Genomic DNA, 12,372 nt, shown 5'->3' with positions numbered 1-12,372 from the left:
AATGACTCAGGAAGTACGGTCGCGGTCGCGCAGTTCTCTGCGGAGGATCTTTCCGCTGAGTGCCCTCGGCACGCTGTCGATGAACTCGACCCGGCGGATCTTCTTGTGCGGGGCCACGCGCGCGGCGACGTACGCGGTGATCTCGTCGGCGTCGAGCCGCGCCCCCTCCTGTCGTACGAGGAAGGCCTTCGGGATCTCCGTGCCGTCCTCGTCGTACACCCCGATGACGGCGGCGTCGGCGACGGCGGGGTGGGTGAGGAGGAGCGCTTCGAGTTCGGCGGGGGCGACCTGGAAGCCCTTGTACTTGATGAGTTCCTTGACGCGGTCGACGACGAACAGCCAGCCGTCGGCGTCGACATGGCCGATGTCGCCGGTGTGCAGCCAGCCGTCGGCGTCGATCATGTCGGCGGTGGCCTCGGGCCGGCCGAGGTAGCCCTTCATGACCTGCGGGCCGCGGATGACGATCTCGCCGCGTTCGCCGGGCCCGGCCTCCCGCGTCGGGTCGTCGAGGTCGAGGAGCCGCATCTCGGTGCCGGCGACCAGCTTGCCGACGGTGCCGGGCGGCGGGTCGGTCACGTCGAGCGGGACGAGGTGGGTGCAGGGCGAGAGTTCCGTCATGCCGTAGCCCTGGATCACGGCGGGCAGGCCGAGGCGGCGGGCGCAGGCGGCGGCGAGGTCGGCGTCGAGGGGCGCGGCGGAGCTGAGGACGAGCCGCACGGACGACAGGTCGTACTCCGCGACCTTCGGGTGCTTGGCGAGGGCGAGGACGATCGGCGGGGCCACGTACAGGGCGGTGATGCGGTGTTTCTCGATCGCCGCGAGGAACGTGTCGATGTCGAAGCGGGGCAGGACGACGACGGTCGCGCCGTGCCGCAGCGGGGCGTTGACGAGGGCGGTGAGGCCGTAGATGTGGAAGAACGGCAGGACGGCGAGGACGCGTTCGCCGGCGCCGATCGGCATGCTCGGGTGCAGTTGGGCCAGGTTGGTGGCGATGCTGCGGTGGGTGAGCATGACGCCCTTGGGGACGCCGGTGGTGCCGGACGAGTACGGCAGGGCCGCCACGTCGTGCGCCGGGTCGATGTCGACGTGCGGTTCGGGGGCGGTGGACACGGCGAGTTCGAGCACGGACCGGTGCCCCTCGGCCTCGTCGCAGACGATGATCTCCCGTATGCCGCCGACGAGTTCGGCCGCCGCGCGGGCCACGTCGAGCAGCGGCGACACGGTGACGATCCAGGTCGCCCCCGAGTCGCGCAGCTGTTTCGCGAACTCCTCGGGGGTGGACAGCGGATGGACGGTGGTGACGGCGGCGCCGGCCCGGGTCGCCGCGTGGAACACCGCCGGGAAGGCGATGGTGTTGGGGCTGTGCAGGGCCAGCACGTCGCCCTTCCGCAGCCCTGACTCGGCGAGGGCGGCGGCGATCCGGCGGTGCGCGGCGTCGAGTTGGGCGTAGGTGAGCCGGGCGTCGGTGACGCCGTCGACGAGGGCCTCGGTGTCGCCGTACGCGTGGGCTTCGCCCAGGACGGCGTCGTGGATGGGGAGTTCCAGGGGCGGTACGTCGGGGTAGTCGCTGCGGAAGACCATGGGCGCACTCCCTTGCCAGGTACTGCCAGGACACTGCCAGGACTCTGCGAGCCTCAGAGCCTGGCAGTGGAACCAGAAACAATCAAGCGTGCTGGTTCAGCGGGGAGACGGACTTCACCGGCCACGGCTCGCCGCAGCGGACGCAGGCGGCGCCGACGCGCACGCCGTGGATGACCTCCGGCCCCACGTCCACCCCGAGCGCCGCCATCTCCAGCGCCCATCGCCGGGCGGCCTGCGCGCGCCGCTCGGCGTCCCCCGGCTCCTCGGGGACGGGCGTCAGATCGATGTACGGGCGGACGAGACCGCTCTCCCCCGTGTACGGGTTCCAAGCGTCCGGCGGAACCATGTACGGCCGGATGTGGAAGGGCCGTCGCACCCGGAGCCTCGGCGGCTCCAACTCCCCCTCCGGGGCGGCCCGATGACCCCCTCGGGCGGGAAACAGCAAAGAGCACAGCGCGGCGCAGGCGCGCACGATAAGGTCCTTCATTGTTCGTCTTCATTCCTGACTGATGAGCCACGCCCCCGGACGGCTGCCACCGTCGCGGGGGCACTTGCATGGGCAGGTGCGGCAAGCGGTCAGAGGTAGAGCTGTCCTCTGCAGCGGCGGCAGTACGTCTTGCCGTCGCGCCGCTCGGTCTCCGGGTGGTCGCACATCACGCGGGGCGCCGCAGCGCGGCGGCGAGGGCGCGGGCGGTCGCGATGTTGCAGCGGCCCAGCTCGATCAGGGCGAGCGGGGCGGCGCCCACGCAGGACGCGATGTCGAGGCCGAGCGAGGGCAGTTTCACTCCCGCGCTCTTGAGCGCCTCCCGCAGCTCGTCCCGCGCGCACTCGGCGGCGCGGACCTTCTCCTCCGCGCTCATCCGGCTGTCGGAATTGGGCATGGGTGTACTCCGTCCCGCCAACTCCCGCGTGCAGGACGGGGGTTGGACTACCGTGCGTGTTCCGGTCACCACGAATATGGACCGAGACCAGGGGTCGGACACGGCCAACCAGCTCAAATTCCACGCCTCGCGGTCCAAATTCCACACCTTCCACAGGGGAGCGCGTCATGCCGACCAGGCGTGTGATCACCAGCCGCAGCCGGGAGCCACGGCAGCGGTTCGCGGAGGAACTCCAGTCCCTGCGCGCGGAGAGCGGGCTGAGCCTGCGGCAGCTGGGCGACCAACTGGGCTGGGACTGGTCGCTGTTCTCCAAGCTGGAGAGCGGGGAGACGCTGGGCGGCCCGGAGGTCGTCCAGGCCCTGGACGCGCACTACGGCACGGGGAGTCTGTTGCTCACGCTGTGGGAGTTGGCGCTGGGGGATCCGACGCAGTTCCGGGAGAAGTACCGGCGGTACATGACGTTGGAGGCTGAGGCGGTGAGCCTGTGGCAGTACTCCGTGAGTTCGCCTCCCGGCCTGCTGCAAACCGAGGGGTACGCCCGTGAGGTCCTTGCGGCTGGTGGGAGCGCGGGCAAGGAGCTGACCCAGCAGGTGGAAGCTCGCATAGGGCGGCGCGTGCTGCTGACCGGAGATGACGCACCGCCGTTCCGCGCGATCCTCTCGGAGGCGGTCCTCCGCACCTCACTGCGCAGCGCCGAGGCGTGGCGCGAGCAACTGGCGTACCTCGCCGAGGCAGCCGAACGCCCGAACATCACTCTGCAGGTGCTGACGCAAGCCGCCGGACCACACGGCCTGATGAACACCGATGTGATGTTCCTGCGCCTGACGGACGGCCGCACCGTGGCCTACGCAGAGAACGACATCAGTGGTGAACTCATCGAGGAAAACCGCCAAGTTGAGCGATTGCAGCGTCGATATGATGCGGTCCGCGACCTGGCCCTCTCCCCTGCGGCGTCGCGGAAGGCCATCACGCAAATGTTGGAGGAAGCACGTGCGAGCTATTGACCTGAGCACCGCGACCTGGCGCAAGAGTTCGTACAGCAACACGGACGGCGGGAACTGCATCGAGGTGTCCGACGACTTTCTGACCTCGGCCACGTGGCGGAAGTCCTCGTACAGCAACCCGGACGGCGGCAACTGCCTCGAAGTCGCCGAAGACTTCACCCCCCTCATCCCCGTCCGCGACAGCAAAACCCCCCAAGGCCCGGCCCTGGTCTTCGAGTTGGCGGCCTGGGACGCCTTCATCTCCGCCGTGAAGCGGGGCGGGCCCACTGTCTGATCTCGTGGACGTCGGCCTCGTACAGCGTCTGGTCGCCGCGCAGTTCCCGGAGTGGGCGGGGCTGCCCGCGGCCCGCTTCCCCTCCGGCGGGACCGTGAACGCGATGTTCCGGCTCGGCGACGACCTCGTCGTACGGCTCCCGCTCGTCGAAGGCGGCGCCCCCGACGTGGAGCTGGAGCGGGACTGGCTGCCGAAGCTCGCGCCGTACCTGCCCGTGCCGATCCCCGAAGTGCTCGGGGCCGGGGTGCCCGCCGAGGGGTATCCGTGGCCTTGGTCGGTGTACCGGTGGCTGCCGGGTGAGCTGCCCGAGGCGGGCGGGCTGAGCCGACCCGTCCAACTGGGGCGGGACTTGGCCGCCTTCGTGGCCGCCATGCGCGCCGTACCGTCGGCCGGCGCCCCGCAGGCCTACCGCGGCGGGCCGCTCGCCTCGCTGGACACGGCGACGCGGGCGGCCATCGACGCGCTGCGCGGCATTCCCGAGGAGGGCGTCGACTGCGATGCCGTGACCGCCGTATGGGAGGACGCCCTGCGCGCCCCCGACCACGACGGCCCGCCCGTGTGGCTGCACGCCGACCTCATGCCGGGCAACCTGCTGGTCGCCGACGGCCGGCTGAGCGGGGTCGTCGACTTCGGGTGCATGGGCGTCGGCGACCCGGCGTGCGACCTGTTCCCGGCGTGGAACCTGCTGCCCGCCGAGGGCCGCGACGTGTTCCGCGAGGCCCTCGGCGTGGACGAGGCGGCCTGGGTGCGTGGGCGTGGCCGCACGCTGTCCCAGGCCGTGATCGCTCTCCCGTACCACCGGAGGGCGAACCCCGCGATGGCCGACAACGCCCGGCACGTGATCCGGGCCGTGCTCGACGAGTACGCGGTGTGACCGAGGGCTACCGGGTGTCGGTCTTCTTCTCCGGATGCTCTTCCGTGGTCCGGCGCTCAGCGGTCTTCTTCTCCGATTCCGTCTTTCCGCCGGCCCGCGTGTCCTCGTGCTTCGCCTTGTCGTGGTATTCGATCTTTCCCCAGGCGTGCTTCTTCGTAGGCATGGTGCTGACGCCTCCCGCTCCCGAGTAGGACGTGTGCGGATGCCTCTATTGTCCACCCGTGAGATGAACGCCCCGGTCAGTACGACTTCGGCAGCCCCAGGGACTGGTGCGACACGTAGTTGAGGATCATGTCGCGGCTGACCGGCGCGATCCGGGCCACCCGGGCCGCCGTGATCAGCGACGCCAACCCGTACTCGCGTGTCAGCCCGTTCCCGCCCAGCGTGTGCACCGCCTGGTCGACGGCCTGCACGCACGCGTCCGCCGCCGCGAACTTCGCCATGTTGGCGGCCTCCCCGGCGCCGACGTCGTCGCCCGCGTCGTACAGGTGCGCCGCCTTCTGCATCATCAGGCGGGCCAGCTCCAGGTCGATGTGCGACTTGGCGAGCGGGTGCGCGATGGCCTGGTGGGCGCCGATCGGGTCCTTCCAGACCTGCCGCTCCTTCGCGTACTCGACCGCGCGGGAGATCGCGTACCGGCCCATGCCGATGCCGAACGCGGCCGTCATGATGCGCTCCGGGTTGAGCCCGGCGAAGAGCTGGAGCAGGCCCGCGTCCTCGTCGCCGACGAGGGCCTCCGCGGGGAGGCGCACGTCGTCGAGGAACAGCTCGAACTGCTTCTCCGGGGCCTGGAGTTCCATGTCGATCTGCCGACGCTGGAAGCCCGGCGCGTCCCGGTCGACGATGAACAGGCACGGCTTGAGGCGGCCCGTACGGGCGTCCTCGGTGCGGCCGACGATCAGCGTCGCGTCGGCGATGTCGACACCGGAGATGAACACCTTGCGGCCGGTGAGGATCCAGTCGCCCGACGCCGCGTCCCGGCGGGCCGTGGTCGTGATGCGGTGCGAGTTGGAGCCCGCGTCCGGCTCGGTGATGCCGAAGGCCATCGTGCGGGTGCCGTCGGCGAGGCCGGGCAGCCAGGCCTGCTTCTGCTCGTCCGTGCCGAAGCGGGCGATGACCGTGCCGCAGATCGCCGGCGACACGACCATCATGAGGAGCGGACTGCCCGCCGCCCCCAACTCCTCCAGGACGATGGAGAGTTCGGCGATCCCGCCGCCGCCCCCGCCGTACTCCTCGGGCAGGCTCACCCCGAGATAGCCGAGCTTCGCCGCCTCCGCCCACAGTTCCTCGGGGTGGCCGCCCGCGCGGACCACCTTCGTCATGTAGTCGCGGCCGTAGCGCCTGCCGAGCGCGCTCACGGCGGCGCGCAGCTGCTTGTGCTCCTCGGTTTCCAGGGTGGCGCTCATGACTCTGTCTCCTCCTGTACGACGGCGAGCAGGGCGCCGACCTCGACCTGGCGGCCGGGCGCGGCGTGGAGTGCGGTGAGCGTGCCGGAGGCGGGAGCGGTGACGCGGTGCTCCATCTTCATCGCCTCCAGCCACAGCAGGGGCTGCCCCGCCTGTACGGCGCCGCCCTCGGCGATCCCGTCGGCGATCCGGACGACGGTGCCGGGCATCGGGGCGAGCAGTGAGCCGGGCGCGCGGTCGGCGGCGGCGTCGGGGAAGCGGGGCAGGGCGGTGAGCGTGGTCCCGTTGACGTACACGCGGTCGTCGCCGTACCGCGTGACCCTGAACTGCCGTCGCACGCCGCCGACTTCGAGGACCACGAGGCGGGGACTGACACTGATGACGCGTACGCCGTCCACCTCCGGGCCGGTGCGGGTGTGCCGGTAGCGGGCCTCGTGCTCGGCGCCGTCCGGTTCGGTGCGGTACCGCTTGACCTGGTCCTGCGAGCGCAGGTTGCGGAACCCGCCGAACCGGGACCGGCCGTGCGCGTCGGCGAGCGCGGCGGCGAGCGGCGCGTACGGGTCGGGCTCGGGCGCGGTCAGCTCGTCCAGGTGACGCTCGTAGAACCCGGTGTCCATGCGGGCCGCGACGAACTCCGGGTGCCGCAGGGACCGTACGAGGAAGTCGCGGTTGGTGACCGGGCCGTGCACCTCGGCCCGCTCCAGGGCCCCGGCGAGGCGGCGCAGGGCCTCGGCGCGGGTCGGGGCGTGGGCGACGGCCTTGGCGAGCATCGGGTCGTAGTGCACGCCGATGCCGTCGCCGTCCGCGCAGCCCGTGTCGAGCCGTACACCGGGCACGTGCAGGCGGTGCAGGGTGCCGGTCTGCGGGGCCCAGCCGCCCGCCGGGTCCTCCGCGTACAGGCGGGCCTCGACGGCGTGGCCGCGCGGGGCGGGCGGCTCCGGGTCCAGGGCGGCGCCCTCGGCCACGCGGAGCTGCAGGGCGACCAGGTCGAGACCGAACACGGCCTCGGTGACGGGGTGTTCGACCTGGAGGCGGGTGTTCATCTCCAGGAACTGGGCGCGTCCGTCCCGCCCGACGAGGAACTCGACGGTGCCCGCGCCCACATAGCCGGTGGCGCGGGCGGCGCGCACGGCCTGCTCGTACAGCTCGCGCGTCAGGGCGTCGTCGAGCCCGGGGGCCGGGGCCTCCTCGATCACCTTCTGGTGGCGGCGCTGCAGCGAGCAGTCCCGGGTGCCGAGCGGCCACACCGTGCCGTGCGCGTCGGCGAGCAGCTGCACCTCCACGTGCCGGCCGCCCTCGACGTACGGCTCGACGAACACCTCCCCGTCCCCGAACGCGCTCGCCGCCTCGGCGCGGGCCGCCTCCAACTCCCGCTCCAGCTCGGCGAGTTCGCGTACGACGCGCATGCCGCGCCCGCCGCCGCCCGCCGCCGCCTTCACGAGCACGGGGAGATCGGCTTCGGTCACCTCGGACAGCGGCTCGACGCCCATCAACTGTTTGGCCCGCGTCTTGGACGCCATCGCCTCGATCGCCTCGGGCGGCGGGCCGATCCAGGTGAGGCCCGCGTCGGTCACGGCCCGCGCGAAGTCGGCGTTCTCGGACAGGAAGCCGTACCCGGGGTGCACGGCGTCGGCCCCGGCGTCCTGCGCGGCCTTCACGATCAGGTCGCCGCGCAGATACGTCTCCGCGGGCGCGGAGCCGGGCAGCCGTACCGCCGCGTCCGCCTCGCGCACGTGCAGGGCGCCCGCGTCCGCGTCGGAGTGCACGGCGACCGTGGCGATGCCCAGTTCGCGGCAGGTGCGGAAGACCCGGCAGGCGATCTCGCCCCGGTTGGCCACCAACAGCGAAGCAATCATGGGGAGTTCCTTCACGAGTTCCCTCACATCCGGAAGACGCCGAAGCCGCCGCGAGCGCCCTCGTACGGGGCGGTGTGGATCGCCGACAGGCACAGGCCGAGGACCGTGCGCGTGTCCCTCGGGTCGATCACGCCGTCGTCGTAGAGCCGCCCCGACAGGAACATCGGCAGCGACTCGGACTCGATCTGCTGCTCGACCATGGCGCGCAGCGCGGCGTCCGCGTCCTCGTCGTACGGCTTGCCCTTCGCGGCGGCCGACTGGCGGGCCACGATCGACAGGACCCCGGCGAGCTGCTGCGGGCCCATCACGGCGGACTTGGCGGACGGCCAGGCGAACAGGAACCTCGGGTCGTAGGCGCGGCCGCACATGCCGTAGTGCCCGGCGCCGTAGCTCGCACCCATCAGCACGCTCAGGTGCGGCACCCGCGAATTGGACACCGCGTTGATCATCATCGCGCCGTGCTTGATGATGCCGCCCTGCTCGTACTCCTTGCCGACCATGTAGCCCGTCGTGTTGTGCAGGAAGAGCAGCGGGATGTCGCGCTGGTTGGCGAGCTGGATGAACTGGGCCGCCTTCTGCGACTCCGCGGAGAACAGCACGCCCTGCGCGTTGGCGAGGATCCCGACCGGGTAGCCGTGCAGCGCGGCCCAGCCGGTGACGAGGGACGCGCCGTACAGCGGCTTGAACTCGTCGAAGTCGGAGCCGTCGACGATCCGGGCGATCACCTCGCGCGGGTCGAACGGCGCCTTCAGGTCGCCGGGCACGATGCCGAGCAGCTCGTCCGCGTCGTACTTGGGCGGCTGGACCGCGACCGGGTCCGGATCGGCGTACGCCTTGCGCCAGTTGAGGCGGGTGACCACGCGGCGGGCCTGCCGGAGCGCATCGTGCTCGTCGGCGGCGAGGTAGTCCGCGAGGCCCGACGTACGGGCGTGCATCTCGGCGCCGCCGAGGGACTCGTCGTCGCTCTCCTCGCCCGTCGCCATCTTCACCAGCGGCGGCCCGCCGAGGAAGACCTTCGCCCGCTCCTTCACCATGATCACGTGGTCGCACATGCCCGGCACGTACGCGCCGCCGGCGGTCGAGTTGCCGAAGACCACGGCGACCGTCGGGATGCCGGCCGCGCTGGACTGGGTGAGGTGTTTGAACAGGGCCCCGCCCGGGATGAAGATCTCCTTCTGCGAGGGCAGGTCGGCGCCGCCCGACTCGACCAGATGGATCGACGGCAGCCGGTTCGCGAGCCCGATCTCGTGCGCCCGGAACGCCTTCTTCAACGTCCAGGGGTTGCTGGCCCCGCCGCGCACGGTCGGATCGTTGGCGGTGATCAGGCACTCGACGCCTTCGACGACGCCGATGCCGCACACCATCGCCGCGCCCACCTGGTAGTCGCTGCCCCACGCGGCCAGCGGGGACAGTTCGAGGAACGGGGTGTCCGGGTCGAGCAGCAGCTCGATCCGCTCCCGCGCGAGGAGCTTCCCGCGCTTGCGGTGCCGCTCGACGTACTTCTCCCCGCCGCCCGCGAGCGCCTTGGCGTGCTCGGCGTCCAGCTCGGCGAGCTTGTCGAGCATGGCGGCGCGGTTCGCGGTGTGGTCGGGGTCGGTGGGGTCGAGGGCGGACGCCAGCACCGTCACAGCAGTACCTCCCAGAACTCCGAAAGGCCGGTCACAGCAGTACCTCCGGGATGTCGACGTGCCGGGAGCGCAACCACTCCCCCAGGCCCTTGGCCTGCGGATCGAACCGCGCCTGCGCGGCCACCCCGTCGCCGAGCAGCCCCTCGACGACGAAGTTCACCGCCCGCAGCCGCGGCAGTACGTGGCGTACGACGGTCAACCCGCCGGTCTCCGGGAGGAGTTCACGCAGCCGGTCGACGGTGAGGGTGTGGACGAGCCAGCGCCACGCGTCGTCCGACGGCGCCCACACGCCGAGGTTGGCGTCCCCGCCCTTGTCGCCGCTGCGGGCCCCGACGACCCGGCCGAGGGGCGCCCGCTTCACAGGTCCCGCGGGCAGCGGTTCGGGCAGCGCGGGCTCGGGCACAGGCGCGAGCGGCCGGGTGCGGGCGGGCGGCGGGATGTCGGCCCGGGCCCCGTCGGGCAGCACGGCGACGTGCGGGACCTCGCCCTGGCCGACGTACGCGGCGCGGAACACCCCGTACGGCGCGCCCTTGCCGGGCGGGGCGGTGACGTGGAAGCCGGGGTAGCTGCCGAGGGCCAGCTCGATCGCGGCGCCGCTGACGGCACGGCCGACGGCCTCCTGCGCCGGGTCACGCACGACGAGCCGCAGCAGGGCGCTCGCGGTCTCCTCGGTGCCGGCGTCGGCGCGGTCGGTGCGGGCCAGCTCCCAACGCACCTCCCGGGGACGGGGCTTGGCGCGCTCGAAGGCGTCCTCGACCTGGGCGCGGACCAGCTCGGCCTTGGCGTCGACGTCGAGCCCGGTCAGCACGAAGACGACCTCGTTGCGGAATCCGCCCAGCTTGTTCAGCCCGACCTTGAGCGTCGGCGGCGGCGCCTCCCCGCGCACCCCGTCGATCCGCACCCGGTCCGTGCCGGTCTGCGTGAGCCGTACGGTGTCGAGGCGAGCGGTGACGTCGGGGCCCGCGTACCGGGCGGGGCCGGTCTCGTACAGCAACTGGGCGGTGACGGTGCCGACGTCGACATGGCCGCCGGAGCCGTCGTGCTTCGTGATGACGGCCGACCCATCCTCGGCGATCTCCGCCAACGGGAAGCCGGGACGGCGCAGTTCACGCACCGGGTCACGGCCGGGCGCCGCGAAGAACGCGTAGTTCCCGCCGGTCGCCTGCGTACCGCACTCCAGCACGTGCCCGGCGACGACGGCCCCCGCCAGCTCGTCGTACGCGTCCGGGGCCCAGCCGAAGTGCGCGGCGGCGGCGCCGGTGACGAGGGCGGCGTCGGTGACGCGACCGGTGACGACGACGTCCGCCCCCGCCCGCAGACAGGCGGCGATGCCGTGCCCGCCGAGGTAGGCGTTCGCGGTGAGCACGCCCTCGCCCCACCCCCCGCGCCCGCTGAGATCGTCCCCCTCGACGTGGGCGACGCGACTGGGAAGGCCGAGCCGCCCGGCCAACTCCTGCACCTGCGCGGCCAGTCCGGCCGGATTGAGCCCACCCGCGTTGACGACGATCCGCACGCCCCGGTCGTGCGCGAGCCCGAGACACTCCTCGGCCTGCCGCAGAAAGGTCTTGGCATACCCGAGCTGCGGGTCGCGCAGCCGGTCGCGGCCGAGGATCAGCATCGTGAGCTCGGCGAGATAGTCGCCGGTGAGGACGTCCAGGGGACCGTCGGTGAGCATCTCGCGCACGGCGTCGAACCGGTCGCCGTAGAACCCGGAGGCGTTCCCGACCCGCAGCGGCCTCACCGGGCGCCGCCCGCGGCACGCCCCTTGCCGGGAAGCCCGGCGAAGCACTGGGCGATGTCGAGCCAGCGGTCGGCGTCCGGGCCCTCGGCGCGCAGATCCAGGTCGTCGCGGTGGGCACGCTGGGCGACGAGCAGACAGAAGTCCAGGGCGCCCCCGGTCACCCGCTGCCGCGCCCCCTCGGGCCCGTACACCCACAACTCACCGTCGGGCGCCCGGAGTTCGACTCGGAACTCCTCTTCCGGCACGGGCAGCCCATGCACGCCGAACGCGAAGTTCCGGGTGCGGACGCCGAGGTGGGCGACATGCCGCAGCCTCCGGGTGGGCTCCCGGCGCACGCCGAGCGCGTCCGCGACGTCCTGCCCGTGCGCCCAGGTCTCCATCAGGCGGGCGGTGGCCATCGAGGCGACGCTCATCGGCGGGCCGTACCAAGGGAGCCTGGCCCCCTCCGGAAGCCCCCGCAACACCCGCTGCAACTCCTCCCGCCCCTCCCGCCACCGCGCGAGCAACTCGGGGGGAGGCAGGGAGACCCACTCCTCGGCCCCCTCGTCCACGAACGACTCGGGCGCGGCGACGGCCTTCTCCACCTCCCGGGCGAACGCCTCGGCGTCGGTGGCGGCGAGCAGGGCGGCGGCGTCGGTCCAGGCGAGGTGCGCGACCTGATGCGCGACACTCCACCCCGGCGCGGGCGTGGACCGCGCCCACTGGCTGTCCCCCAACTCCCCTACGAGGGCGTCGAGTTCGCCACTCTCCTGACGCAGATCGTCCAACACGAACACGGGGTCGGCCACGAACGCTCCCCTCACGGATGCGGTGTGCGGCGAGCATGGCAGCGCGAGAAGAAACAATCAAGCGTGCTTGAAACGAAATCACCTTCGCCTGCGGCACCGTCGCGGGCTGCGCCCGCCCTCACCCACCCACAGCACGGCGGGAAGACGCGCCCCGACAGGGGCGCGGGGAACTGCGCGAGCAACCACCACGGCGGGAGAGCCGGGCAAGAAGCCGAGGGGGCATGACGCGCCCCGACAGGGGCGCGGGGAACTGCGCGACCAGCCACCGCGACGGGAAAGCCGGAAGACGACCCAAGGGAGCAGGACGTGCCCCGACAGGGGCGCGGGGAACTGCGCGAC

The 12,372-nt window shown here is 72.3% G+C and carries 12 protein-coding genes; 3 read left to right on the top strand and 9 right to left on the bottom strand.

Annotated features, from left to right (window positions below; genetic code table 11):
• Positions 1-6 precede the first annotated feature (6 nt).
• The 3 genes from ACIDOF_RS09150 to ACIDOF_RS09140 all read right to left on the bottom strand — a co-directional run bounded on the left by ACIDOF_RS09150 (position 7) and on the right by ACIDOF_RS09140 (position 2,462).
• On the bottom strand, positions 7-1,581 hold the full coding sequence (locus ACIDOF_RS09150) for a 4-coumarate--CoA ligase family protein (protein ID WP_409005226.1): 1,575 nt from the start codon (positions 1,579-1,581) through the stop codon (positions 7-9).
• An 82-nt stretch (positions 1,582-1,663) separates the two neighbouring features.
• On the bottom strand, positions 1,664-1,927 hold the full coding sequence (locus ACIDOF_RS09145) for a hypothetical protein (RefSeq protein ID WP_409005225.1): 264 nt from the start codon (positions 1,925-1,927) through the stop codon (positions 1,664-1,666).
• A 307-nt stretch (positions 1,928-2,234) separates the two neighbouring features.
• Complete coding sequence (locus tag ACIDOF_RS09140; RefSeq protein WP_409005224.1) at positions 2,235-2,462, bottom strand: hypothetical protein; 228 nt, start codon at positions 2,460-2,462, stop codon at positions 2,235-2,237.
• A 167-nt stretch (positions 2,463-2,629) separates the two neighbouring features.
• Here ACIDOF_RS09140 and ACIDOF_RS09135 point away from each other — a divergent pair, with 167 nt between their 5' ends.
• The 3 genes from ACIDOF_RS09135 to ACIDOF_RS09125 are packed head-to-tail and all read left to right on the top strand — an operon-like array spanning position 2,630 to position 4,614.
• Positions 2,630-3,466 (top strand): helix-turn-helix domain-containing protein, encoded by an 837-nt coding sequence (locus ACIDOF_RS09135; RefSeq protein ID WP_409005223.1) that lies wholly within the window; start codon positions 2,630-2,632, stop codon positions 3,464-3,466.
• Complete coding sequence (locus ACIDOF_RS09130) at positions 3,453-3,740, top strand: DUF397 domain-containing protein (protein WP_409005222.1); 288 nt, start codon at positions 3,453-3,455, stop codon at positions 3,738-3,740. Before ACIDOF_RS09135 ends, ACIDOF_RS09130 begins: the two co-directional genes overlap by 14 nt.
• Before the next feature lie 4 nt (positions 3,741-3,744).
• On the top strand, positions 3,745-4,614 hold the full coding sequence (locus tag ACIDOF_RS09125) for an aminoglycoside phosphotransferase family protein (protein WP_409005221.1): 870 nt from the start codon (positions 3,745-3,747) through the stop codon (positions 4,612-4,614).
• A gap of 7 nt (positions 4,615-4,621) precedes the next feature.
• Here ACIDOF_RS09125 and ACIDOF_RS09120 read toward each other — a convergent pair whose 3' ends face one another.
• The 6 genes from ACIDOF_RS09120 to ACIDOF_RS09095 form a co-directional block, all read right to left on the bottom strand.
• On the bottom strand, positions 4,622-4,777 hold the full coding sequence (locus tag ACIDOF_RS09120; protein ID WP_409005220.1) for a hypothetical protein: 156 nt from the start codon (positions 4,775-4,777) through the stop codon (positions 4,622-4,624).
• Between the two features lie 76 nt (positions 4,778-4,853).
• Positions 4,854-6,020 (bottom strand): acyl-CoA dehydrogenase family protein, encoded by a 1,167-nt coding sequence (locus ACIDOF_RS09115; RefSeq protein WP_409005219.1) that lies wholly within the window; start codon positions 6,018-6,020, stop codon positions 4,854-4,856.
• Positions 6,017-7,876 (bottom strand): acetyl/propionyl/methylcrotonyl-CoA carboxylase subunit alpha, encoded by a 1,860-nt coding sequence (locus ACIDOF_RS09110; protein WP_409005218.1) that lies wholly within the window; start codon positions 7,874-7,876, stop codon positions 6,017-6,019. Before ACIDOF_RS09110 ends, ACIDOF_RS09115 begins: the two co-directional genes overlap by 4 nt.
• Positions 7,877-7,899: 23 nt before the next feature.
• A complete protein-coding gene (locus tag ACIDOF_RS09105) occupies positions 7,900-9,504 on the bottom strand; it encodes an acyl-CoA carboxylase subunit beta (protein WP_409005217.1) in 1,605 nt (534 codons plus the stop codon).
• 31 nt (positions 9,505-9,535) lie between these two features.
• Entirely contained in the window at positions 9,536-11,245 is a 1,710-nt protein-coding gene (locus tag ACIDOF_RS09100; protein WP_409005216.1) for an acyclic terpene utilization AtuA family protein, read from the bottom strand.
• A complete protein-coding gene (locus ACIDOF_RS09095; protein WP_409005215.1) occupies positions 11,242-12,033 on the bottom strand; it encodes a TIGR03084 family metal-binding protein in 792 nt (263 codons plus the stop codon). Before ACIDOF_RS09095 ends, ACIDOF_RS09100 begins: the two co-directional genes overlap by 4 nt.
• Positions 12,034-12,372 lie beyond the last annotated feature (339 nt).

It is taken from the genome of Streptomyces sp. Da 82-17 (assembly GCF_046098215.1).
GTDB lineage: Bacteria > Actinomycetota > Actinomycetes > Streptomycetales > Streptomycetaceae > Streptomyces.
This window is presented reverse-complemented; position numbering and strand designations above follow the sequence as displayed.